Below are 24,062 nucleotides of genomic sequence, written 5' to 3' on the forward strand. Positions count from 1 at the left end.
CTTCGGTTTTTTTATTGCATAAATACTGAATCTGTTCATTTATATGAATCATTTCAAGGAGGCGAAGAAGTGACTGTTTCAATTGATGGAGTATCAAAATATTTTTCGAAACAAACTGCTACGGTTCAAGTATTAGAGAATATTAATTTTCAATTAGAAAAAGGGGATTTCGTTACAGTAATTGGTCCGAGTGGTTGCGGAAAAAGTACATTACTAAAAATCATTGCAGGTTTAGACAGCGATTTTGAAGGTGAGATCACTATTGATAGGGAGCGTATAACAAAACCGAGTAAGAAGCAAGGATTTATATTTCAAGAGCATCGATTGTTTCCATGGCTTACAGTGGAAGAAAATATTGCAGCTGATTTGTCGTTAAAAGATAAGTATGTGAAAGATAAGGTGAGAGAATGGGTTGAAATCGTTCGGTTAGATGGCTTTGAAAAATCGTATCCGAAAGAAATTTCAGGCGGGATGTCACAACGTGTTGCGATAGCGAGAGCGTTATTAAGAGATCCAAATGTATTATTACTTGATGAACCTTTTGGAGCGCTGGATGCTTTTACTCGAAGTCATTTACAAGAAGTATTGCTAAATATTTGGGAGCAGAAGAAAACAACAATGATATTCGTTACACATGATATAGACGAAGCGATATATCTTTCAAACCGAATCATCATTATGAGTGCAAAACCAGGGAAAATACATAAAGTGATTGAAAATAATTTGCCTTATCCGCGAAATAAAACTTCTCAATCGTTCCAACAACTTCGAACGAAAGTATTACAGCAGTTTGAATATGGAGGGTTGATTCAAACAAGTATATAGGAAAAGGGTGATTTTATATGTATAAAAAATTTAAAATTCTTTCTTTTGCTTTAGCTATATCAGTATGTTTAGTAGGATGTGAAAAAAGTACAGCAAGTAGTAAGAAAGAAGATGTAACAATACAAATTGGTATACAGCAAGGGTTAAGCCCGCTATTACTAGCAAAGAAAAAGGGGTGGTTTGAAGAGGAGTTTAAAAAAGAAGGAGTTAAAGTGAAATGGACAGAGTTCCAAAGTGGACCTCCTTATTTTGAAGCAATCGCATCAAACCGATTAGACTTTGGTGAAGTAGGGAATTCTCCAGTCATTTCAGCGCAAGCAGCAGGTATTGGATTTACCGAAATCGCCAATACAAGTTATGCAAGAAAAGGAACTGGAATTCTCGTTCAAAAAGATAGCAAAATTGCGAGTGTAAAAGAGTTAAAAGGTAAAAAAATTGCAGTAGCAAAAGGAAGTAGTGCCTTTAATTTATTGTATCGAGCACTTGATAAAGAAGGGATTGATGCAAAAGAGGTAAATATCATTCAATTACAACCAGATGAAGCGCAGCCTGCATTCGAATCAGGATCAGTAGATGCATGGGCGATTTGGGACCCTTTCATATCATTACATACGTTAAATAAAGGTGCGAAGGTGATTGCAGACGGTGAAACATTAAATGTCTCTTCGCCAGAATTTTTAATTACGAGAACAAAATTTGCGAAAGAACATCCAGAATTAGTTGAGAAATTTCTCGAAGTTTATGAGAAAGCACGTGTATGGCAAGATGCTAACTTAGATGAAGCAATAAAAGTATATACTTCTGTCAAAAAGATAGATGCGGAGATCGTAAAAGAAGTGTTTAATCACGACAAACCAATTTTAGTTCCGGTAACGAAGGAAATAATAGCAGAACAACAAAAGACAGCGGATTTTCAATATAAGCTCGGTTCTATAAAGAAAGAAATTAAGGCGGAAAAAGTTGTAGATAATTCTTTCGTAGAAAAAGCATTGAAAGCGAAGTGAAAAGAGGTTTTGTAAAGTGGAAAATACGAAAGCTGTTATGAAACCAGCGAGTATAACGATTGAGAAAAACAGCGTTAAGAATGTGCGAAAGTTAAATGTAAAAGTTTTAGTAAGGGCGATTACTATACCGGTTATTATATTAATAATTTGGCAGTTAGCTGGCGTATTCGGTCTTGTTTCTAAAACAGTTTTACCAACACCATTAGATATTTTTCTAGCTTTCCAAGAGCTTATTAAAACAGGAGAGTTATTCGGCCATTTAAGTATTAGTGTATTCAGGGCTGCGGCTGGTTTCTTTATTGGTGGGGGCTTAGGAATCATTTTAGGAACGATTGTTGGATTTTCAACGAGAAGTGAGCAATATTTAGATCCATCTGTGCAAATGTTAAGAACTGTACCTCATCTAGCTGTTGCGCCACTTTTCGTATTATGGTTCGGTTTTGGTGAAACATCGAAAGTGTTATTAATTGCAGATGGTGCATTTTTTCCTTTATACGTAAACGCATTTTTAGGTATTAGAGGTGTGGATTCAAAGTTATTTGATGTTGCGAGAGTGTTAGAGTTTAGCAAAAGAAAACTAATTACGAAACTCATTTTACCATCTGCATTGCCTAACCTTTTACTAGGAGCAAGGTTATCGTTAGGTGTTGCATGGGTGAGTTTAGTAGTAGCAGAACTTATGGGATCTACAGAAGGTATTGGTTATATGATTATGGATGCAAGGCAATTTTCAAATACAGATATCGTATTTGTCGGCATAATTATCTTTGCATTTGTTGGGAAGTTTTCTGACTCTCTAGTACGTTTACTAGAAGTGAAGTTTTTAAGATGGCGAGATAATTTTAAAGGTGAGACTGGGAATTAACATATAAATTATTAGGGGTAATTTATATAGAATGTGTTAGTATACGTTTCAAAATAAATAAGGGGTGTGCAAAGGTATGGAATTATTATGGTTTATTCCGGCTTATGGAGATGGTCGATATTTAGGAACGACAAAACGAGGAAGAGCAGCTGAATATGGTTATTATAAGCAAGTTGCTGCGGCAGCTGATTATTTAGGATATACGGGTGTTTTACTTCCAACTGGTCAAGGATGTGAAGACCCTTGGGTGTTAGCTTCAGCTCTTGCTGCTGAAACAGAAAAACTAAAATTTTTAGTAGCAGTGAGGCCAGGACTAATGTCACCTACAGTTGCAGCGAGGATGGCATCTACATTTGATAGAATTTCAGATGGGAGATTGCTTATTAATGTAGTAGCTGGAGGAGATCCAGTTGAACTACAAGGAGATGGATTATATCTTGATCATGATGAAAGATATGAAGCAGCGGATGAATTTTTAAAAGTTTGGAAATCGACATTGCAAGGTAAAACGATCTCTTTAGAAGGAAAACATATTAAAGTTACAGATAGTAAAGTTGTATTCCCACCAGTTCAAACGCCATGTCCTCCTATATATTTCGGAGGATCATCAGCTGCTGGAAAAGAAGTAGCAGCTGAACATAGTGATGTATATTTAACGTGGGGAGAGCCGCCAGAGCAAGTGAAAGAGAAAATAGAAGAAGTAAGAAAACTTGCAGAAGAGAAGGGGCGTACAGTACGATTTGGCATTAGATTACACGTAATTGTAAGAGAGACAGAAGAAGAAGCATGGGAAGAGGCCGAACGTTTAATTCAATATGTGGATAATGAAACAATTGAGCTTGCTCAAAAGACATTTGCAAGATATGATTCGGTTGGTCAAAAACGGATGACACATTTAAATAAAGGTACGAGAGAGTCGTTAGAGATAAGCCCTAATTTATGGGCTGGAATCGGACTTGTAAGAGGTGGGGCAGGTACTGCACTTGTAGGCGATCCGCATACAGTAGCAGAAAGGATAAAAGAATATGAATCGTTAGGAATTGATACGTTTGTTTTATCAGGATATCCGCATTTAGAAGAAGCGTATGAAGTGGCAGAATTGTTATTCCCATTATTGAAAGACAAGAAGAAAGAAGAAAATAAAATTGTTGGTGAAATGATTGCTGATGCATATGCATTAAAAAGATAGTGAGAAATAAAGTTTCACTTATTTATTGCTTCATTTTGTTTACTGCCTGTTAATACGGGATAAAAAATCCGCAAGTTATTCGCTTGCGGGTTTTCATCGTAAATTATTAGAAAATATGGTAAAATTAAAGGGTAACTTAAGGTGCGGTTGGTTGTTCAATTATCACTTCTCCGAGTAGGAGGGGGGTGATAATACGTGAGTGAAATAGCGTTGCTACTGCAAGGTGGACTGTTTCTCGTTGCATTGTTAACGTTCGTCGTCGTTTTAATAGACAAGCTCAAAAAATAACAACCCACCTATGCCTATAGAATGTGGGTTGTTTTGTTTGTAAGAAACAAATAGGATAAATGAACAATCCAATCTGCTAAGTTACGTGGACTAGTGTGTAGCCGCACACTAGTCTTTTTTATTTATATACAATTTATAATTGGTTTATGTGATTGTATTGTTCTTTTCATACTCATTATAACACAGTGTCTTTTCATCAAGAAAGGAGACCGTATGTTCTGGTCACTATTATATAGTAGGTGCTTTTTCTTTAAACAGCCCATCCATATACTGTTTTAAACTTTGGACATAAAATTTCTGTGTATTCACATTATTTACACCGACAATGGGTGATGGAAGGTCAAATCTTTTTTCTGATAAATGAACGACAACATCAAAGATGTCAAACAAGCGAATGAAGCAAAACAGACCGTCTTTATCGCTAAGTAAAATAAAGTAATGATTTTCACTACTTGTATTTAGCGTATTCCATAAAGAACTTTTGCTTAAATCACGTACAATGCTTTTTTCTTTTAGTTCCACGAAATCTGCATTTGAGAGAATGGTAGAAATATCAATTGCATCTTGATCTTCAAAGTAGCCATCAACTGCTTGTACAGCGAATGTATAAGCCATTTTTAATATACTCATTTTATATTTACGGTTATCTAATAGTAATTCACGTTGAATAGAACTCGCTACTTTCGTTACACGTTCCTCTTTCCAAATTTCATTATGTAAGGAAATATCGTGCTTTTTACATAGTTTCATAATTAATGCATTAGAATAAAGAATTTCGTCGCTTACTTCGACAACATCAGTCTCAGCAGCCGCAAGTTCCTCACCGTGCTCATTCGTATAGAGTGGGGAATCAATTTGTCTTTTCATTTGTTCAATCTTAAATTGACTCAATTTATGCCTAATTAAAGGACGATCAATATTTGTTGTCATTTGTTCATGACAAGTATCACAAATTGAGTTTGTGAAATAATATCCACATAATATTTCTGGAATGACATATTGTTCACTAAGTTCTTTCGTATCTTTTCTGCAAATGATGCATTGTGTCATTTTTATCACCTTTACCTGCAAATTTGTATGTAATCTCATTGTAGTGTATTTATCGGTATTTTGGAATATTGTAAAGGAAAATATTATGTGAAATTCATACTTATTTTGGTACAATGAAGAGAAGTGCTAGTTTAAAGGAGGCCATTTTTTTGAAATCAAAAGTGCACTTTTGGACATTAGAAGTGCTAATGGTTGTAGGAATCATATTTATTTGCACAAAAATATCATTTTTATTTCAACCGATTGGTATCTTCATATCAACATTATTTTTCCCAATCTTAATCGCGCTTTTTTTATACTTCATATTTAATCCTGTATTAATCTTTTTGGAGAATAAAAAAGTACCTAGAAATTTAGCGATATTGCTGTTATATCTTTTTATCATAACATTAACTGCGGTTGGCGTTGGAGTAGTTGTTCCTACGATTTCACAACAGCTAATGGACTTAGTAAAAAATATGCCAGGCTACATAAAAGAGGGAAAAGTATACATACAAGAATTATCACATCATAGGTTGTTTGAATGGTTATCTACACAAAACTACGTTTCCATTGAAACAATTGAAAAAAATGCGATTGAATACTTAAAAGATATACCAAATACAATTACGTCGAGTGCAACGGCTTTATTTGGTATTATCACGAACGTTGCATTAGTTGTATTTACTGTACCGTTCATTTTATTTTACATGTTTAAAGATGGACATGCCTTTCCAGGAAAAGCGGTAAGTTTATTACCAGAGTCTTACCGTGAAGAGGGGCTTCGTATCATTAAGGAAACGAACGAAACATTATCTGCATATATTCAAGGGCAAGCGCTCGTTTGTATATTTGTAGGTGCGTTTACTTTTATCGGTTATTTAATTATCGATTTACCGTACGCTTTCGTTTTAGGAATTATCGCAGCATTTACAAACATCATTCCTAACTTAGGTCCATTTATCGGGGCAGCACCAGCTGTTATTGTAGGACTGTTCGTATCTCCGATGCAAGCCTTATACGTAATTATTATCGTAACAATTGTACAACAGTTTGAAAGTAATATTATTTCACCACGTATTATGAGCTCGAAATTAAACATCCACCCATTAACAATTATTATCCTAATTTTAGGGGTAGGAAACTTTGCTGGAATCATCGGAATGATTTTAGCAGTACCAGTTTATGCAGTAACAAAAACAGTTGTTTCGAACTTAGTGAGATTGTTTAAGACGAAGAGAAGTAACCGAAAATAGTAAAAACTGAGGAAGATACACCGCTTTTTAAGTGGTGTATCTTTTGTTTATAAATAAATAATTAAAAGCGGGTTGATTTGATTTTATTATATATTTTTTATACATCAAATTCAGTGATAAACTTGTGTGATATAAGCTCTATAAAACTATGTGGAATCCCTCTGAACTATCCAAATCATTTCCTTACAGCGTGCTATCAACATCATAATCGACTCCTTTCAATTCTATATAGTTAAACGATTAAAGGTGAGTGTAGTACTTGCTTCTACGATCTCGAATTTCATCAATAACTTGTTTATATTGTCTTTCTTGTTTTAATTCATTTTGAGATATTGTTTCTTTTTGAATCGTAATCGTTAAAAAGAAAAGGTGAAACTTCATATGTGAATTCCTCCTTTCGAATTGGAATTACAGATGACTACAGTAATGACTTTGTCTTTCTTTTACAGAATTCATAGCCTGATTAATTTGTCGTTCATGAAGCATTTCAGACTCAGAAAATTTATTTCTTTGAATGTTAATGGTTAAAAAGAATACTTTAAATTTCATAAAATAATTGCCCCTTTATAAATGATTTAGAAAAAACGAGTGTAATAAGAAATTATAGGTGACTACAGTAATGACTTTGTCTTTCTTTTACAGAATCCATAGCCTGATTAATTTGTCGCTCATGAAGCATTTCAGACTCGGAAAATTTATTTTTTTGAATGGTAATGGTTAAAAAGAATACTTTAAATTTCATAAAATAATTACCCCTTTATAAGTGATTTAGAAAAGACGAGTGTAATAAGAAGATTGACGCTCTTTTACTTCGTCCATAATATTTTGAATGTGTTGTTCACGTAAAATCTCTTTCTGTGAGAGCTTACGTTTTTGAATAGTGATTGTTAAAAAGAATGCTTTAAATTTCATGAATATATTACCCCTTTAAAATATATTTTTAATACATTTGAGTGTAGTATGAACTTTTAATGTCAGTTATTTTATCAGTCAGTTGTTTTAACTGTTGTTTACGATTGATTTCAGTTTCAGATAAAGTATTTTTTTGAAGTGCAGTCGTAAAAAAGAAAATATGAAAAGTCATAAATGAATTCCTCCTTTCGAAAAGGAATTACAGGTGATCACAGTAAAGTGCTTGGCACTCCTTAACATCATTCATAGCTTTTTCAATTTGCTCATTATGAAGAATTTCATCTTTGGAAATTGTATTTCTTTGAATCGTAATACTTAAAAACAATACGCTAATAGTCATTGAATGTTGCTCCTTTCTTAGAAAAATAATGTAAGAGACTAAAAAATCGCGCAAAAAAACCACAGGAAGATACAGTTCTCCTATGGCTGGGCGTGAAAAAGCCACAGGAAAGTATACGACCTCCTGTGGCGAATTTATGAATTAAATGAAATAAAGTACGATTTTCAATTCTCCATTAGGGTGGTCGAATTCATATTTAATTGTCCAGAAAACACAGGTGCAGTTAACGCTAAAGTTAATGCATGTAATTGTAATTTCATCATTTCCTTCGACCTCCTTTTAGAATTTTTTTCTTACGTTAGTAAGTATATACAATTAATGGATAATTGTAAACATAAAAAATGAAAATTTTTAATTTTGATTAAAATGCGTATATTTAAAAAGGGATTTGAAAGTAAATATTGTAATTAACGAAATATCGATAAAAATGGGGGATGCTAAATGAAATATATGCATCATAACATGATCGTTATGCTAACAATTTTTTTATTCATTGCGGCTTGTTCTAACGGAGAAAGAATAAAAGATATATATGATGTTAGGTCAGATGATTTTAAGAAATATACTGGGACATACGTTGGTAATAATTCAGATGTGGTTGCAATTGTTAATCATTTACCCGGTGGTGGAACAGTTCAAAGTATAAGTTTAGAAAATGAAAATATAAAAGTGAACTATGGTGCAAAAGAAAGTGGGGCTCTTACAGAAGAAATGATTGAGACGTATTGGTTTGATGAGAAGGATACGATGAAGAAGAATTTTTTCTTTAATGCTATATATTTAGTGATTTTAGTGCCAAATGCAAAAAGTTATGAGTTTCAGGTAGATAATAAAAACTTTAAGATAACGAGGGAAGAAATGTTATCAATTTTGCATAGTATATTCGATGATTTTCCAAAAGAAAAAGATATATGGGATAAAAATAAAGTTATAAAGTTCTTTAACGGCAATGAAGAAAAAATTAAAATGCTTGTGGAAGATAAAGATTTTCGGAAATCTTTATTTGCTAAATATCCAGTGAGCCAGTTGAAATAATGGAGGGGAGAAGATGGAGTTAGTATACAAAATTTCTTATCATAGAATGCAGGATTATTATTTACCTAAGTTAGTACAGGCGATTAGGCTCGTTAGTGAAGAAGATTTGTGGAAACAAGAGACCTCTGTTAATTCAATTGGTGGAATCGTACTACATATTTGTGAACATTTACAGAGAAATACAAGGCGTTATAAGGATCCCAATATAGTTTTTGAAAATGGAATTGAAGAATATTTTCCAATAAAACATTTAAGCTTCGAAACTTTGTTAAAAATTGTTGAAGAAACATTTGATGAGTGGGGAAAAGTATATATACAAGTATGGAAAGAAAAAAGGCATATTGATCTTCATAGTTTATTACATTTAGTGGAGCATACAAGTTATCATTTAGGGCAAATAGTAGATCGTACAAAGTCAATAAAGGGACAACAATTTAACTTTTGTCAAAATGGTATAAATGAAAAGAATTTGAGAACAAGAGTTGAAACCTCGAAATTTTAGAAAGAGAGTCATTCGTTTAAGAATGACTCTCTTTTTTGTAAAAGAAATTTATGGAAATAAATATATTTATGGAAATAAAGAAATTTATGTGATATGGTTAATTACATAAGTAATTAACCTAATAACCTAAGGTGGTGAAATTGTGAAACCTACTCTGGAGCAAAATAAATTAATATACTTACAAATTGCAGAAACGATTGAATCTGATATTTTAAAAGACATATTGCTTGAAGAAGAACAAGTTCCATCGACAAATCAATTTGCGAAGATGTTACAAATAAATCCGGCTACTGCAGCTAAAGGGGTGAATGTATTAGTGGATGAGGGGATTTTATATAAAAAGAGAGGGATCGGAATGTTTGTTGCAAAGGGAGCGAAAGAAGTCGTACTAAAAAAAAGACAAAATGCTTTTATGACTGAATATTTACCTAAAGTGTGGGAAGAAGCGAAAGTACTAGAAATATCAAAAAATGAATTGATGGATATGATTCAAAAGATTACGAAGGAGGGGAAAGAGGGATGATTGCACTTGAAACGAAAGAGATAACGAAAAAATATAAAAAGAAAATAGCTGTAAATGAAGTAACGATTTCATTAGAAGAGCAGAAAATATATGGTTTGCTTGGAAGGAACGGAGCAGGGAAAACGACACTATTAAATTTACTTGCAGGTCAAATTACTTCAAGTAGTGGAAGTGTATCAATATTTGGTGAAAATGTATTTGAAAATAGTAAAGCAATGCAAAATATTTGTTTCGTTAGAGTAAAAGAAGAGTCTCATTTAAGTTATAGAGTAAAAGAAATTTTTAAGATATGTAACATGTTTTATAAAAATTGGGATCAGAAGTTTGCTGAAGAACTGGCGGGTAAATTTCAGCTTAATATAACAGAGAAATACCATAAACTATCTCATGGCATGCAAACAGTTGTAGGAATTATTAAAGGGTTAGCAAGCAGAGCGACAATTACTATTTTTGATGAACCAACTACAGGATTAGACGCAGCACATCGTGAGTTATTTTATAGTTTACTACTAGAAGATTACGGGGAGTATCCCAGAACAATTATATTATCAACACATCTGGTAGAAGAAGTAACCCATGTTATTGAAGAAGTAATTATCATAAAAGAAGGTGCACTTGTTGTTCAATCAACAGTGGAAGATTTATTGCAACAAGGTCATATTATTTCAGGGCAAAAAGGTAAAGTGGAGGAGTTCTTGATTAATAAAAAAGTTATAAATAAAGAAATTTATGGGAATAAAGGTATTGCTGTTATATGGGAAGAGCTTTCTAATGAAGATTGTTACTCTCTTGAAAAAGAAGGTTTAGTAATTGATAGAATTACATTACAAAAACTATTTATTCACATGACTGGTGGTGAAGTGGAATGACGATGTTAATGAAACAATTGAGGTTACATATAAATTTTCATTATAAAGCAATTTTAATATTTTGGATTGTAGCTTTATTAATAAAAGGAGCTTTATATGCTGCTCATTTAAATGAAGCGAAAGTTGGTTATTTACCCGAAATTATCAATAATCCTTCAATTGCAATTATGATTTTTATAGTAGGGAGTGTTTTCATTGTTCAAGATGATGTATTTCGTTTAGCAGTTTCATTTGGTATAACGAGAATACAATATTTTATCGGAGCGATTTGTTATATTGTGTTGCAATCCGCATTGTTTTCATTCCTTCAAATACTGTTTTTACAAGATATAAAATATAACTTAGTAAATGTTAACTTTGGAGAGCAATTAATACAACAGTTTATTTTACAATTTTTATTTTATGTTACGATAGCATGTTTCTTTCAAGTAGTAGTAATTTTTAAGCAAAGATTTCAATGGATTGGTCTCATGATTGGTGGGTCGCTTTTCCTTTCAACAAATAGTGTGCTGTATGGAGAAGTAGGGATAAAAGGATTGTTATTTACAAATGATGTATCTTTAATAGATATCCCTTATTTTATTGTTATTTCAATTGGATTAACAATTCTTTATATCATAACTAGTAGTATATTTATTCGTAAAGTATCATTTGAACGAACAGTTTAAAATAGTGATAGATTATTTTTTTAGGGAGAAGGAAAATATATGGGAGACACGTCCTCACTAATAACCGTCTTTTTATGCATTGCACTACTAATATTTTGGCGTCGTTATCGCTCCATGCATAAGCCAATAAAGGGATCGGGAAAACGTATTTTATGGCCATTACTATTTTTAACACCAGGTATTGTATGGTTTTTAGGTCCCGTACATCCAGCTATATTGCAAGTGATTATAGCGGTATTCATTGGTGTACTTTTTGCTGTGCCGCTTATAGTATTAACAAATTATGAACGAAGAGATGATGGGAATATTTATACGAAAAAAAGTGCAGCTTTTTTAATTACTTTTATTGCACTTGTCGTTTTGAGATACGGTTCAAGAAAATATATTGTTGACTTAGATCAGCAAGCAATAGGTTTATTATTTTATGTTGTTGCAATATCGTATATTTTTCCTTGGAGAATTGCCTGTTATATAAAGTTTAGAAAAGTTTGGCGGGAAAATAATAATCATGCTATATGAAAACTTCTCATTTGAGAAGTTTTTTTATTTTTATAGGTAAGCAAAACAAGTTGTTGAAGGGCAGGCTATCATAGAATATGATACATATTATAATGAGGAAAAGTTGAGGGGATAAAAATGCGTACAATTTTACTTTTTCTAAACAACATGTCCATCGATAAAATAGAGAACATTAGACATAAACATGATCCTTTAGTTGGATTAATTCCACCGCATATAACAATCGTATTCCCATTTGAAAGTTCGATTTCAAATGATGAGCTGAAATTACATATTATAAATGTATCAAAACCGATACAGAATATAGAAATTGAATTTACGAATCAAATTACAAGTGAAAGAGAATATTTGTTTTTACGAGTTGAAAAGGGGAAAGAACAAATAGAGGAACTACATAATATTCTATATACAGGACCTTTATTACAATTTTTGAAAGAAGACATTCCGTACATCCCGCATGTAACAGTCGGAAGAAAAGAAAGTGCCGAATTAGCTGCTGAAGTAGTGAAGGAGATTCCTAGTTTTCATGGGAAGTTAAATTGTTTGATTGATAGAATAAGCGTGGAGCGAATTGGAGAGAACGGGGAATCAATTATTGAATTTGAAGTGCCATTTCTAAAAAGCTGACAAAAGTCAGCTTTTTATTTCGTAGCATGAAGTAATGCACCAATTGCACCGCTATTACCACCATCTTGTAAAAAGATTGGTGTTTTATTTTGATATTCGGTGTAGCTACTAATAATATGTTGAAGTTGTACGTTATTACATAAAGTCGAACCAATATAAATAATATGTTCAATGTTTTTTGTTTCAGCGAATTGAAGGCTTAATGCAGTAACGACTTCACCGACAAGTCCTTGTACAGTAGCTAGTATATCGGAGCTACTATTATTTGATTCTGTAATGGCTGCTTTTCCGAAGTTACTAGCAGTTAAGTTATTATCGATAGGGGAAAGAATACCACCATAAATATCTCCAACCGTAATATCTAGTTCTTTTCTAGATCCTACTTTTGTTAGAGGTATTATATCTTCAAAATGATCTATATTTGTTAACAATTTTGAGAGTCCCATAATAGTCCCACCGCCAACTCCGGTTCCACCAGCGCGAATATATTGTTCATTATAAACATAATGGATAGAAGTACCTGTACCGATATTGGTTAAAATAAAATTGTTTATAGTATGTTGTTCTTCTTTTAATATGAATTGGACACCTGCAAGAGTAGCTTCAAATTCGCTTAGCTCTATTATTTTATATGAACCTGTAAGCAGTTGCTGTAATAGTTTCGATTTACCACCCGTAATACATATTTGTTTTATGCCATTGTTGTTTTTAATCCAATCTATTATTTTATGTTGTTCATGCGAATAAAATTTTTCAAAAGTTAATAGCTTTTTTTTGTTAAAATAAGCTATTTTCGTTAATGTGCCTCCAGCATCGATACCGATAGTACGTTCCATTTTCCTGCTCCTAACTACGTAATATATTTTCCTATTTACTTAATTGGTTGAGAATAGATATTTCCAACTGATATAAGGAACATTTTAATCTGCTTGATATATTAATAGTTTTTCTATAGTTACAATAGGCTGGTCGTTTACAGTTGCAATACCTTTACCAAGAACAAAACCTCGGCGATTGCGCGTTAGCTCATAATGTAAATCAAGTTTATCACCGGAATATGCTTTTCCGTGGAATTCAATTCCATCTAAAGAGGAGAGGAATCCTAGTCCTTCAGAATCACTTGTATGTACAAATGCACTAAGCTGAGCAAGTGCTTCTACAATTAACATATGAGGCATATGTTTGTGACTATCATTTATAAACCATTCGTTATTTGTAATGAGTTTATATCCTGTAACGAATTCATCTTGTTTTACATTTGTTACTTTATCAATCATTAAAAATGGATAACGATGGGGAAGTGTGTCTTTAATATGCATATGAAAGTACCTCCAATTAATAATACCCCTGCTAAAGTTAAGCAGGGGAGTCGGAATTAATTTTTAACTAATTCATTTACTTTTTCAAGAACGAAAATGCCGCTATTTCTAATGTTTTCAACAACTTGTTGCAACACTTCTTTATCTTGAACGAGTGCAATACGTACGAAGCCTTCTCCGTGAGGTCCAAATGCATGACCAGGTGTAACAACGACATTCGCACGATCCATTAATGCATAAGCGAAGTCTAGAGAAGTCCACCCTTGTGGAATTTCTGCCCAGACAAACATACTACCAGCTGGCTTATCGACATTCCAGCCAAATGTTCGGAATCCATCGACTAAAGTATCTCTCCGTTCTTGATAAATATTGCGGTTTTTCTCACAAAATGCAGCGCCATTTCTTAGTGCTGCAGATGCCGCTTTTTGAATTGGTAAAAATACACCGTAATCGGTATTAGATTTAAATTGAGTAAGTGCACGAACAATTTCTTCGTTTCCAATCATATATCCAATACGGCTACCCGCTAAACTATAACTTTTTGACAAAGAATTGATTTCTACACCAACTTCTTTAGCACCAGGTACAGAGAGGAAGCTAATTGGCTTATTACCATCGAAATAAAATTCAGCATAAGCAAAATCATGGACAACGATAATATTATGCTTTTTCGCGAATGCGATTACTTCTTTAAAGAAATCTTCATGAGCCATTGCTGGAACGGGATTCCCTGGGAAGTTTAAAATCATCATCTTTGCTTGATCGGCAATTTCTTTAGGGATGACTTCTAAGTCTGGTAAGAAATCATTCTCTTTCTTTAAAGGCATGTAGTAAGATGTTGCACCAGCCATTTGAATACCTGTTTCATAAGCTGTATATCCTGGATCAGGAACTAATATAATATCACCTGGATTTGCATAAACCATAGGTAAATGAACGAGCCCGTCTTGTGAACCCATTAATAATAAAACTTCTTTATCCGCATTTAATAAAACGTTATGAGTGTTGTTGTAATATTCAGTTACAGCTTCGTGAAATTCTTGAATACCTGATAATGTATACCCGTAGCTCTCTTTCTCACTCGCTGTATGTACCATTGTTTCTCTTACAAAATCAGCGGGTGGCATATCAGGATTTCCGATGCTCAAATCAATCATGTTATGACCTGCTGCAATTTTTTCTTTTTTATAGGCTCCTAATTCACTAAATATAGAAGATTGGAATGCTTTCATTCTAGTTGCTAACGTGTAAGTCATCAAAACCCCTCCTAAAACAGTGCTTTCATTCTGCGTTTTTAATTATTCTGAAAACACATGTTTATATTTTATCATTTTTTTATGAAAATTAAAACGATTGACAAATTTAGAGGAAGGATTAGCCTATTTTGAAAAGTATCGATGTAAATAGCGTAGATGTGTTAATTGAAATGTCTATTATAGGATTCATTTTATATAACTTAAGGTATTTTCTAGTTTTTATTAAGTATATTTCTCATGTTTTGAATGAAAAAGAATACGAAAACAAGGGCTATTTTTGTGGCCGATTTCTAAAGTGAAATAACGCAGAAAATATTTTCTGCGTCTCCTCTGAAATGTAATCATTTCTTTTTATATGTGCATAATTTTTCGGCTGTCAAAAAGTATACATTTAATGTACCGTCGGCAACTTTTAAAGTTTGGTCCGATGTAAATGAATTACCATAATCAATGTGATATACATTAGAATTTTTGACAAATGAGCCTTTATATAAATCGTCTTTATTCTTTGTTGTCTGCATTTCTACTAAATTTTGCACAATTTCCTCTTTATTTTCTTTTTTGACAACTGTTTCAAATTTATAATATACAGGGCATTCACCTTTTTTATTGTCAACGACTTCCCAAGAACCGTATATATCGTTATTGCTGCATCCACTAAGTAGGATGATTAGTATAGGAATTGTAAGTAGAACCTTTTTCATTTTGTGCTCCTTTCTTTTAAATTTGAATAAACGTGCGAATACGATAGGGATATTATAATAAATAAAGTTTAAATTTTTTTAAAGAATTATTTAATTTCATATAAAAATTTAAGAGAAATTAAATAAGCATGAATCTAGTGTAAAGTCAGATTCATGCTAGTACTATAGCCTATGTTATGTCTTTTTTGAGGATAAATAAAGAGGAAAGCAGAATCACTATTCCATTTAATATATATACGCTTGCGATCATAAAGGCTAACGTACCTGCGCCAAATCCTGCTTTATCGAATATAGAAGCAAATGTTGCGATAGTCAAAAAAATAATGGGAGTCAGTAGTAAAAATATGAAACCTGCCACGATTCTTTTTTTAAAACTATGTCCAGATAAGGAAATGGCTAAAAAGTTTAGGATGCTAAACAGAGCAATTGCAAAGAGCAGGACAATAAATACTTCGATGCCATCAGACATTTTACCACTCCTTTTATAAAGAGTACTTTTTATAATCTATTCGAAATAAAAGGGGGATACTCCTTTAGGTAATTTCAATAAACGTAATAAATAGGCGTATTATAAAACAAAGAAGTATGGATTCAATATTAGACCCATACTTCTTTGTTTATTTTATAAATTTGCAGATTGCGAATGCTGTTTTTCATAATGTTTCTGCTTAGAAAGGGAAATAGAAATAATCAATAATGAAACGACTCCAAAGATGAGAACCATATATTGTAACCCAATTGTATCTAAGAAGAAGCCTGTGCCAAGTAAGACGATTTGGAACATAACCCTCTCAAACATATTACGGAATGAGAAGAGGCGACCGTGATAACTTTTTTCCACTTTCGTTTGGAAAATCGTCGACATAATAGGGAAGAAGCAGCCAACACTAAACCCAAACAAACCAAATGATGTAAGAGCCATCCATTTTATATCGCTAAAGAACAATGACAGATGTGCAAAAGCAGTACAAACTGCGAAGAAATATAGTAATTTTTCAGGTTTGAAATGATCAGATAGACGTTTAATTACGAAGGCACCTAACATAAATGCGACACCTTCAATTGTATATATGAACCCTTTAATCGTAGGATCATGTTGCATTTCGCTAATGTTAATAACCATTAAATTAAACCCAGCTATAAATAATAGAGGGATGATACTTAATATAAGTGCTGTAAAAGCAATAGGAATTCCTTTTAAAATACGAAATACTTCCATAAAGCTATTATCTTTTGCAGCTTGTTTACTTGGTGTTGTTGATTTCTTGTCTTCGAATTGTAGGAAGAAAGTCGAGAGGAATAATAAGGCGTATGCTGCCATTGAGAAGGCATACATGTACTGTAAACTCATCACAACTAAAAGAATTCCACCTAGTGAAGTGCCTGCAATACGAGCAATTGTACCAACATTCATATGTACACCGTTCATTTGTAATAACTCATGCTCACGTACGATGAGTGGAATTACAGATTGTAATGCAGGGAAATAAAATGCTGCTGAAATTTGAAGAGCAACCATAAATGCGATCATAAATGCGATACTTTCAAATTGAATAGCAAAAAACATGAAAATAACACTTAAAACTCGACCAAACCCAGCGTAAAGAAGAACTTTTTTCTTTTCATACTGATCGATGACACGGCCAGCCATAGGTCCAACTAGAACACCGGCTAATAGTCCGATAAATAATATAACTGATTTCATGAAATCAGAAGGGACATATTTTTGCATAAATTCAAGGTTGCCAAGAATACCAAGCCATAATCCTAGACCTGCAATAAACTCCCCAATTAAAACAATCCAAACGTTTTTATTACGCCACATAACATTAAAACCTCTCCGTCTTTTAAAATGAAAAACTCGTATATAAAACCTCCTTATTTATGTATTCTTTTCATACGAACTTTTTTAGAGTCAGAGTCTATATTACGTGTTTCATAATTGGATTTCAATCTTTTTGATTGGTCAAAAATTTGATGTGTTAATTGATGAAATAAGTGAATCAAAACGTAAAAAAATTATGATTAAAGCTAATAGAAAGTAAGGATACATATAAAAAAGCAAGAACGTATAACTACGCCTCGCTTTTCTCAAGTACAAAATTAAATATTAGATTCACTTAGCAACATTTACGCTCTTGTCCAATAGCTAAAGCGCTAAAAGATAGTGGGCCAACAACTTCTGCGCTTGCACCACTAGTAAGGTTTTCTACAGTTAATGAATATTCGTGTGTTCCACTGCTAACGTTTTGATCTATAGCTTGAAATGTTTGTACGTAGAATTGTTCAGAATCTGTAGATTCAATACCTACTTGCGCATTAAAAATTTCAATGTTATCACGGAAAATTCGGAATAAAACTTGTGAAGTCTCAGTTATACCTTCTACACCAATTGTAGCGATTAATTCTACTCGATTATTACGTGAATCTCTACTTGAAATTCTCAATTTCAAATTTGCTAAAATTGCTTTATTTGGAGAAGCTGGGAGTGCAAAAGTTGTTTCACCAGTTTTACTAATAGGTTGAGTAGCTTGGTAATCAATGATATGAGTCATATTCTTCACCTCCTCATATACTAGAATATGAAAATAGTGAAGAATTAGCTTGGACAAATACTAGATTATTTAATAGAGTCAACAACAATTATTGAAAAGAAGAAATTCACATAAAAGCATTAAGAATATATCACAATAAGATGATATGCTTCTTAATGCTTTTTGTAATTAAGCAGAGTATTCTTCTTTACGTACTTCAAAAAATTCATTACGTCGTAAGTAATTATAAATTTTCTCTGAAACCTCTTCTTCTTCAGACACCAAGAAACGATGATCAAAAGCGTAGAAAGATTGACCTTTAATTAATTTTACGTAATACATATTAAACGCCTCCTGACACTAGATTATTACTTGCTTCATATTTATGATGGCCTATATGTCTGCTAAAAATACTTGAAGTTTCAAAGGGGATAAGCAGAGGGATGAAAGAGCTTACAATTCTGTAAGGTTTATGTCACCTTTTTCGATAGTTTACATTCGCTAATTTCTTCTATACTACAAATAAGTTACATAAAATAAGGGGGTAAAAAGATGGATGAAGTAATTGGAGAAGTTGTAGCAGGTATTTGTGAGTTTGTAGTGGAAGTAACAGCGGATGCTATAGGAAATTTAGTTTCCGGAAATGATGAGGAAAAAGAAACATTATAATAATTTGTAAAAGAATAAAGTTGATCGAATTATAAAGGCTGATTTCTAAAGGGGATTCAGCTTTTTTATTTTTTACATTATATTAACTTAATTTGAATATTCATTTGTTATCATATTTAAGAAGCCTATATAAGGAGGTGAATAAACAAATATGTCGAATTCAGGGCCTGATTTATCTGTTTCTCGTTTGATTGTGGTAAATATAGAGGAAAAAGAATATCATTTTATTGTTCGTGAACATCCGATTGTAGGGAAATTTATATCGCTATTTGAAAATGGAAAAGAATATGGTTTAATAGATAAACAAATCGCTAATAAAGATAAATTTATTACATCGGAGCTTACTAAGTTAGATTATTTTAATATAGATGTTTTATATCTTACACCTGGGTGGATATGGATTGGTATGGATCAATTTGGTTTACATGCTCGTGAGGCTACTTATAACGAAGTAGATGTTATTATGAAGTTGAAAGAGGATTTATATTATATAGATATATATGAAGAAATAAAAATGTAGTAAATATTTAGTCAGGTTAGGGGGCAAGTTCCCGTAGCCTTTTTTTGTTTAATGAAATAACGTATAATCATATTATTTTGATTATACGGGAACGTGATGAGAAGTGAGATGAAAAGAGGATTTGAAAATACATGAAGAGAATTGTAATAATTATATGAGTCGTATATGTAAATAACAATAGAAAGAAGATGATAATATGAGTAAAGAAGAGCTTGTGAAAAAACAGTTTGGCAGTAATGCAGATAAATATGTAAATAGTAAAATACATGCTAAAGGACTGGATTTACAATATGTAGTTCAACAAGTTGAGTCTCGTCATAATAATCGTCTTCTTGATGTTGCTACTGGTGGCGGACATGTGGCAAATATGTTAGCACCCATGTTTGAAGAAGTAGTTGCACTTGATTTAACAGAACAGATGTTAGAAAAAGCAAAAGTTTTTATAAAGCAGAATGGGCATGAAAATGTATCTTTTGTAGCAGGAAACGCAGAGGATTTACCATTTGCAGACCATTTTTTTGATACAATCACATGCCGGATTGCAGCCCATCATTTTACGAATCCGGCTCAATTTATTTATGAAGTAAATCGTACATTGAAGGATAATGGATTATTCATCTTAACAGATAATGTTTCGCCAGAAAATAATGAATATGATACATTTTATAATTTTATAGAAAAAAAGCGAGACCCAAGTCATGAACGAGCTCTAAAAAAGACAGAATGGCTTACTTTATTAGAAAAAAACGGTTTGCAAATGCAGTCATGTCTTACTTTTGATAAGAAGTTTGATTTTGACTGGTGGTGTAATATGATGGATGTCCCTTTACAAAAGCGTGAAAAATTAACAGAATGTATGATGAAAGCACCAAACGAAATGAAGGGATATTTTAATATTCAATTTAAAAATAATAAAGTAGAATCGTTCTATACTGAAATGGCTATGTTTATATGTAAAAAAAGTACAACGTTAAAAAGATAAATGTGTTGCAGTCTTTCTGAAGTACGATATACTTAGTACAGAGAAACTGAGAATTGAGGAATAGTTATAATGATTCGTGTACGCATTGAAGGTTCTGAGGAAGAAATGCTTGAATTTATGGGGAAAATGCCAGACATTCCTGGATTTGAAAAGACACATATGAGAGAGCCGAGAAAAGGAAATAACCCGAAATACGATTCAAGTAAAAATGTACTTGCATATTTGTCTTATAAAAAGATTGAAGTCGCCAATAAATAGGCGACTTTTTTAGTTTGCGCTGTTTCACCGCCTTGTCTTTTTCACATAATAATAATAGTAGATTATGCTTAAGAGGGGTGAGAATAGTTAATAAGAAAATTATCTTTTTTGGAGATTTTGGTATTGATGACGCCGTAGCGTTAATTTATGCAAATAAAACATGTAAATTAGATATTCTAGGTATTGTTGCTGAGTACGGGAATGTATCACGAGATATCGTTACGGAAAATGTTTATTTTTTAGAAAGGTACTATGCTACACAAGTGAAAATTATTGAAGGTGCGAGTAGACCGATGACAGCTGAAGAGCCTTTGTTTTTCCCTGAAATCCACGGGGATCACGGTTTAGGTCCTATTATTCCACCTGAGATGAGAATTTGTAAACGAGAAAATTTTTGTGAATTAATCAAATTAATCGAACCTTGTCCAGAAGATATTATAATTGTGGCGACAGGGAGACTAACGACGCTTGCTACGTTATTTTTATTGTATCCAAATATAATGGATCGTATTTGTTCGTATTATATAATGGGCGGCGCTTTCCTATTTCCAGGTAATGTTACACCAGTATCTGAAGCGAATTTTTATGGTGATCCAATTGCAGCAAATATTGTTATGAAATATGCGAAAAACGCTAGCATATACCCGTTAAATGTAACACAGGGCGCGCTTATTACGCCTGAAATGGCCAATATAATAGATAAACAAGGAACTGGACAGGCGAAACTCATTAAACCAATGATTGATTTTTATTATGAGAATTTCTATAAAAAAGAATATCCGGGTATTGGTGGAAGTCCTATACACGATTTACTACCGTTTATCTCGTTTATAAATGACAGTATTTTCGAATATAAAAAATCGGCAGTGTGGATTAGTACGACAAATGATGTGACTAGGGGCCAAAGTGTAGCAGACTTTAGAAAAATAGCTGAGCCAACAAGGTTTGATGATCGGCCGATTCAAAGAATTGCTGTTGGTTTTAACTATGCAGCTTTTAAAGAAGAGTTTATGCGAACAATATTGAAGCCAGATTGTTCTTAATGTGTGTAATAACAAGTCGGATAAATCGTTAGTTCAAAAAAGGTTTAATCTGTGTGTATTATTCTCAAAAATCTTAAAGTTGAACAACATGAATAACTTATGAAAAATGTCACATAACTAATGGTAAGCAATTGTTTCTAATTATATTTTGATTGGTGAAATGTAAAGGAGGTTATTATATGATTTGGTCTTTAATCGTCGGTGGTATATTAGGATGGCTTGCGAGCTTAATTACTGGAAAGGACGTACCTGGTGGTGTAATTGGTAATATTATTGCTGGTATTATCGGTTCTTGGGTTGGTTCGAAATTACTTGGTAGTTTTGGTCCAGTCATTGGCGGATATGCAATTATTCCAGCTTTAATCGGTGCGATTATTTTAATTTTCATCGTAAGCTTCTTATTACGAGCAATGCGAAAATGAATGTAAGGACTGTTTACATTTGTAAGCAGTCCTTTTTATATGTTATGCTAGTATTATACAATCAGGAGGTGTCAGCATTGAAATCATTTACAGTAAATTTCCATCAAGAAGATAATGCAAAAGCGACAACAGTACATAAATTAAGTGAAGAGGACTTCAATAAAGCAACTGAAAAAGGTACTCGTCATTTATTTGATTTAGATACAAACGTTGGCTTCTTCGTATTCTTTGATGCAGAAGATGCAGAAGGAAATGATCAATACTTAATGTTACAATATGAAGGGGATCATGAAGAACCAACTGCATGCTACGGATTTGATTTAAAACTATACTATCAATTTTTAGCACTATACTTAAACGATCTTGAATTCCAAGGCGAAACAGATGAGGAAGAGGAAGAATACGGTCCAATTCATCATTTAGCGCATTTACTTTATCATATTGTTGAAGATGGTAAATCAATCGAAGTGTAATATACATATTTGAAGCTGCTCTTTTTGGGCAGCTTTTTTATATGACATTGAAATGGTGTACTGTAAGCTAAATAAGGTGAAATTTTAATCAGTGGGGGTTTTGTTCATTCCCACTGATTATCAGCCCTCACCAATTTAGCTTTTACGGGCAGCAGGGCCCCCACCTAACTGCTTTGTTTCCGCTGAATTTTGAGGTGGGGATCTTACTGCCCGGCAAATAGCGGGATAAATTAATAATAGAAATTTATTTATTACTTTCATGTTAGCGTCTTAAAACACCTGTTATAATGATTGTAATTAAATTCTTGGAGGCTAATTCTATGCTTGTAGATGTAAAAGCTTTTATTAAAGCTGCAGGTTTAACATGTATTTCATCATTAAGTGGAGATAACACGTTTGCTTATAATTTTGAAACAGTAAAAAACACTATCGCTACATTTTTTAAGAAGCTAAGATTTACCGTTTAATTTCATTTCAACCAGTAGGAAAAGAGTAATCACTTCCTACTGGTTTTTTTGTTTCAAGGAGCTGTTGTGACAGTATAGATAGAGGATATTATCATTGAGAAGAGAAGGTTTAAAGAAGGAGATGAATACGATGATTAACAATATAATTCCAAGTTTTTTAAAATTATGGGAAAGTGACGATTTAGAATTAGAAGTCCTTAATTAATACTATACTTCGCATCCGGTTGATTATCGAAATGAATAAAATACAATAGGGGGTAAAAATGATGAAGGTATATTTGAAAATAGTTATGTTATTTCTTACTTTTACATGCACATTTGCATTAGCAGCATGTAAAGGGACAGACGAAAAAAAGGAAGCAAATCCAGCCTCGGAAAATAATAAAAATGAACAAAGCAATTCTTCAGAAGAAAAGAAAAATCTTGAAGCAAAACCAAGTAATGAAAAAACAATAAAACCATCAGCTGAGCAAGATTCGAAAGATAGAACACTTAATCAAAAATCAATTAACCACGTTAAAGATTTGTTTGAACTAGCAAAAGAAGGAAAGGTACCTAATGTGCCATTTGGAGCCCATACAGGGGATATTGAAGAAATTGAAAAAGCGTGGGGGAAAGCAAATAAAACCGAATATGCAGGGAATGGAATGTACGCAACTTTTACAAATAAAAATGTTGTTTTCGGATTTAATAAAGGGTCACAAGTTTTTGATGTACGCTCATATCATGCAGAACTAAAATTGATTACATTACAAGAAATTGAAAAAGCATTAGGAAAACCATCTTCAGTTAAAGAGAATGGTGAAGATAAAATATATGTATACAAAGTAAATAACCAGTATGAATTGAAATTTGTCATTCCAAAATCGACTGGTAAGGTCGATCATATTTCCGTATTTTCGCCAGAGGATAGTATTAATAAAATGGCAGGATAAGAAATTAAGTGATTTCAAAAACACCTCAC

Annotated in this window: 36 protein-coding genes; 21 read left to right on the forward strand and 15 right to left on the reverse strand. The window is 32.7% G+C overall.

What is annotated here, in order from left to right:
- Positions 1-141: 141 nt before the first annotated feature.
- From DN404_RS27745 to DN404_RS31100, 5 genes are all read left to right on the forward strand, one after another.
- The gene (locus DN404_RS27745; RefSeq protein WP_406909033.1) at positions 142-825 is read left to right on the forward strand and encodes an ABC transporter ATP-binding protein; all 684 of its coding nucleotides are present in this window, start codon (positions 142-144) and stop codon (positions 823-825) included.
- Positions 826-842: 17 nt separating this feature from the next.
- On the forward strand, positions 843-1,829 hold the full coding sequence (locus DN404_RS27750) for an aliphatic sulfonate ABC transporter substrate-binding protein (protein ID WP_149215721.1): 987 nt from the start codon (positions 843-845) through the stop codon (positions 1,827-1,829).
- Between the two features lie 16 nt (positions 1,830-1,845).
- A complete protein-coding gene (locus DN404_RS27755; RefSeq protein WP_000432131.1) occupies positions 1,846-2,694 on the forward strand; it encodes an ABC transporter permease in 849 nt (282 codons plus the stop codon).
- 76 nt (positions 2,695-2,770) lie between these two features.
- Positions 2,771-3,883, forward strand: a complete 1,113-nt coding sequence (ssuD, locus tag DN404_RS27760; RefSeq protein WP_000422247.1) for an FMNH2-dependent alkanesulfonate monooxygenase — start codon at positions 2,771-2,773, stop codon at positions 3,881-3,883.
- A gap of 195 nt (positions 3,884-4,078) precedes the next feature.
- Positions 4,079-4,171 carry a putative holin-like toxin gene (locus tag DN404_RS31100; protein ID WP_001289320.1) on the forward strand — a complete coding sequence of 31 codons (93 nt, stop codon included), beginning with the start codon at positions 4,079-4,081 and terminating at the stop codon, positions 4,169-4,171.
- A gap of 228 nt (positions 4,172-4,399) precedes the next feature.
- Here the strand turns inward: DN404_RS31100 and DN404_RS27765 are convergent, their stop codons facing one another.
- Positions 4,400-5,221 (reverse strand): HNH endonuclease, encoded by an 822-nt coding sequence (locus tag DN404_RS27765; RefSeq protein ID WP_000189709.1) that lies wholly within the window; start codon positions 5,219-5,221, stop codon positions 4,400-4,402.
- Positions 5,222-5,370: 149 nt separating this feature from the next.
- Here DN404_RS27765 and DN404_RS27770 point away from each other — a divergent pair, with 149 nt between their 5' ends.
- Entirely contained in the window at positions 5,371-6,456 is a 1,086-nt protein-coding gene (locus DN404_RS27770; RefSeq protein ID WP_000837892.1) for an AI-2E family transporter, read from the forward strand.
- 240 nt (positions 6,457-6,696) lie between these two features.
- Here DN404_RS27770 and DN404_RS27775 read toward each other — a convergent pair whose 3' ends face one another.
- The 6 genes from DN404_RS27775 to DN404_RS27800 are packed head-to-tail and all read right to left on the reverse strand — an operon-like array spanning position 6,697 to position 7,708.
- Positions 6,697-6,837 (reverse strand): YrzI family small protein, encoded by a 141-nt coding sequence (locus DN404_RS27775; protein WP_000668497.1) that lies wholly within the window; start codon positions 6,835-6,837, stop codon positions 6,697-6,699.
- Positions 6,838-6,864: 27 nt separating this feature from the next.
- Positions 6,865-7,005, reverse strand: coding sequence for a YrzI family small protein (locus DN404_RS27780; protein WP_149215722.1), 141 nt, complete (start codon positions 7,003-7,005; stop codon positions 6,865-6,867).
- 52 nt (positions 7,006-7,057) lie between these two features.
- Positions 7,058-7,198: a YrzI family small protein gene (locus tag DN404_RS27785; RefSeq protein ID WP_000669805.1), complete on the reverse strand. Its 141-nt coding sequence runs from the start codon at positions 7,196-7,198 to the stop codon at positions 7,058-7,060.
- Between the two features lie 26 nt (positions 7,199-7,224).
- On the reverse strand, positions 7,225-7,368 hold the full coding sequence (locus DN404_RS27790; protein WP_000668963.1) for a YrzI family small protein: 144 nt from the start codon (positions 7,366-7,368) through the stop codon (positions 7,225-7,227).
- Positions 7,369-7,396: 28 nt separating this feature from the next.
- Positions 7,397-7,540, reverse strand: a complete 144-nt coding sequence (locus DN404_RS27795; RefSeq protein WP_000142708.1) for a YrzI family small protein — start codon at positions 7,538-7,540, stop codon at positions 7,397-7,399.
- Positions 7,541-7,567: 27 nt separating this feature from the next.
- Entirely contained in the window at positions 7,568-7,708 is a 141-nt protein-coding gene (locus tag DN404_RS27800) for a YrzI family small protein (protein ID WP_149215728.1), read from the reverse strand.
- Positions 7,709-8,149: 441 nt separating this feature from the next.
- Here DN404_RS27800 and DN404_RS27805 point away from each other — a divergent pair, with 441 nt between their 5' ends.
- From DN404_RS27805 to DN404_RS27835, 7 genes are all read left to right on the forward strand, one after another.
- Positions 8,150-8,743, forward strand: a complete 594-nt coding sequence (locus tag DN404_RS27805; protein WP_000876539.1) for a DUF4825 domain-containing protein — start codon at positions 8,150-8,152, stop codon at positions 8,741-8,743.
- 13 nt (positions 8,744-8,756) lie between these two features.
- A complete protein-coding gene (locus DN404_RS27810) occupies positions 8,757-9,245 on the forward strand; it encodes a DinB family protein (protein WP_000424646.1) in 489 nt (162 codons plus the stop codon).
- Between the two features lie 142 nt (positions 9,246-9,387).
- Positions 9,388-9,768 (forward strand): GntR family transcriptional regulator, encoded by a 381-nt coding sequence (locus DN404_RS27815; protein ID WP_000805190.1) that lies wholly within the window; start codon positions 9,388-9,390, stop codon positions 9,766-9,768.
- Positions 9,765-10,637, forward strand: coding sequence for an ATP-binding cassette domain-containing protein (locus DN404_RS27820; protein ID WP_000560928.1), 873 nt, complete (start codon positions 9,765-9,767; stop codon positions 10,635-10,637). Before DN404_RS27815 ends, DN404_RS27820 begins: the two co-directional genes overlap by 4 nt.
- Positions 10,634-11,305, forward strand: a complete 672-nt coding sequence (locus tag DN404_RS27825; RefSeq protein ID WP_044306581.1) for a DUF4052 domain-containing protein — start codon at positions 10,634-10,636, stop codon at positions 11,303-11,305. The genes DN404_RS27820 and DN404_RS27825 overlap by 4 nt, the downstream gene beginning before the upstream one ends.
- A gap of 39 nt (positions 11,306-11,344) precedes the next feature.
- On the forward strand, positions 11,345-11,824 hold the full coding sequence (locus DN404_RS27830) for a CcdC family protein (protein WP_000502964.1): 480 nt from the start codon (positions 11,345-11,347) through the stop codon (positions 11,822-11,824).
- Positions 11,825-11,941: 117 nt separating this feature from the next.
- The gene (locus tag DN404_RS27835; RefSeq protein WP_001259210.1) at positions 11,942-12,451 is read left to right on the forward strand and encodes a 2'-5' RNA ligase family protein; all 510 of its coding nucleotides are present in this window, start codon (positions 11,942-11,944) and stop codon (positions 12,449-12,451) included.
- Positions 12,452-12,465: 14 nt separating this feature from the next.
- Here DN404_RS27835 and coaW read toward each other — a convergent pair whose 3' ends face one another.
- The 8 genes from coaW to DN404_RS27875 all read right to left on the reverse strand — a co-directional run bounded on the left by coaW (position 12,466) and on the right by DN404_RS27875 (position 18,606).
- The gene (gene coaW, locus DN404_RS27840) at positions 12,466-13,287 is read right to left on the reverse strand and encodes a type II pantothenate kinase (RefSeq protein ID WP_000442501.1); all 822 of its coding nucleotides are present in this window, start codon (positions 13,285-13,287) and stop codon (positions 12,466-12,468) included.
- An 84-nt stretch (positions 13,288-13,371) separates the two neighbouring features.
- Positions 13,372-13,770, reverse strand: coding sequence for a 3-hydroxyacyl-ACP dehydratase FabZ family protein (locus DN404_RS27845; protein ID WP_000547648.1), 399 nt, complete (start codon positions 13,768-13,770; stop codon positions 13,372-13,374).
- Between the two features lie 56 nt (positions 13,771-13,826).
- Complete coding sequence (locus tag DN404_RS27850; protein ID WP_000222701.1) at positions 13,827-15,026, reverse strand: LL-diaminopimelate aminotransferase; 1,200 nt, start codon at positions 15,024-15,026, stop codon at positions 13,827-13,829.
- Between the two features lie 341 nt (positions 15,027-15,367).
- On the reverse strand, positions 15,368-15,730 hold the full coding sequence (locus tag DN404_RS27855; RefSeq protein WP_000757017.1) for a hypothetical protein: 363 nt from the start codon (positions 15,728-15,730) through the stop codon (positions 15,368-15,370).
- 169 nt (positions 15,731-15,899) lie between these two features.
- Positions 15,900-16,199: a hypothetical protein gene (locus DN404_RS27860; RefSeq protein WP_001279462.1), complete on the reverse strand. Its 300-nt coding sequence runs from the start codon at positions 16,197-16,199 to the stop codon at positions 15,900-15,902.
- 153 nt (positions 16,200-16,352) lie between these two features.
- Positions 16,353-17,555 carry an MFS transporter gene (locus tag DN404_RS27865; protein ID WP_000269261.1) on the reverse strand — a complete coding sequence of 401 codons (1,203 nt, stop codon included), beginning with the start codon at positions 17,553-17,555 and terminating at the stop codon, positions 16,353-16,355.
- 295 nt (positions 17,556-17,850) lie between these two features.
- On the reverse strand, positions 17,851-18,285 hold the full coding sequence (gene exsC, locus DN404_RS27870; RefSeq protein ID WP_149215723.1) for an exosporium protein ExsC: 435 nt from the start codon (positions 18,283-18,285) through the stop codon (positions 17,851-17,853).
- Positions 18,286-18,453: 168 nt separating this feature from the next.
- Positions 18,454-18,606, reverse strand: a complete 153-nt coding sequence (locus DN404_RS27875; protein ID WP_000291905.1) for a YqbF domain-containing protein — start codon at positions 18,604-18,606, stop codon at positions 18,454-18,456.
- 478 nt (positions 18,607-19,084) lie between these two features.
- Between DN404_RS27875 and DN404_RS27880 the strand changes: the two genes are divergently transcribed.
- From DN404_RS27880 to DN404_RS27915, 8 genes are all read left to right on the forward strand, one after another.
- Positions 19,085-19,453, forward strand: coding sequence for a hypothetical protein (locus DN404_RS27880; protein WP_000071478.1), 369 nt, complete (start codon positions 19,085-19,087; stop codon positions 19,451-19,453).
- Positions 19,454-19,649: 196 nt separating this feature from the next.
- The gene (locus tag DN404_RS27885; protein ID WP_000031301.1) at positions 19,650-20,435 is read left to right on the forward strand and encodes a class I SAM-dependent methyltransferase; all 786 of its coding nucleotides are present in this window, start codon (positions 19,650-19,652) and stop codon (positions 20,433-20,435) included.
- Positions 20,436-20,504: 69 nt separating this feature from the next.
- Complete coding sequence (locus DN404_RS27890) at positions 20,505-20,693, forward strand: DUF3970 family protein (protein ID WP_000621873.1); 189 nt, start codon at positions 20,505-20,507, stop codon at positions 20,691-20,693.
- A gap of 77 nt (positions 20,694-20,770) precedes the next feature.
- Positions 20,771-21,736 (forward strand): nucleoside hydrolase, encoded by a 966-nt coding sequence (locus DN404_RS27895; RefSeq protein WP_001223682.1) that lies wholly within the window; start codon positions 20,771-20,773, stop codon positions 21,734-21,736.
- 179 nt (positions 21,737-21,915) lie between these two features.
- Positions 21,916-22,158 (forward strand): GlsB/YeaQ/YmgE family stress response membrane protein, encoded by a 243-nt coding sequence (locus tag DN404_RS27900; protein WP_000638306.1) that lies wholly within the window; start codon positions 21,916-21,918, stop codon positions 22,156-22,158.
- 77 nt (positions 22,159-22,235) lie between these two features.
- Entirely contained in the window at positions 22,236-22,631 is a 396-nt protein-coding gene (locus tag DN404_RS27905; RefSeq protein WP_000834883.1) for a hypothetical protein, read from the forward strand.
- Between the two features lie 320 nt (positions 22,632-22,951).
- Entirely contained in the window at positions 22,952-23,098 is a 147-nt protein-coding gene (locus DN404_RS27910; protein ID WP_000959548.1) for a hypothetical protein, read from the forward strand.
- Positions 23,099-23,361: 263 nt separating this feature from the next.
- The gene (locus DN404_RS27915) at positions 23,362-24,033 is read left to right on the forward strand and encodes a YjgB family protein (RefSeq protein ID WP_002204763.1); all 672 of its coding nucleotides are present in this window, start codon (positions 23,362-23,364) and stop codon (positions 24,031-24,033) included.
- Positions 24,034-24,062: the final 29 nt, after the last annotated feature.

The sequence above is a fragment of the Bacillus sp. TE8-1 genome (assembly GCF_008368855.1).
GTDB lineage: Bacteria > Bacillota > Bacilli > Bacillales > Bacillaceae_G > Bacillus_A > Bacillus_A cereus.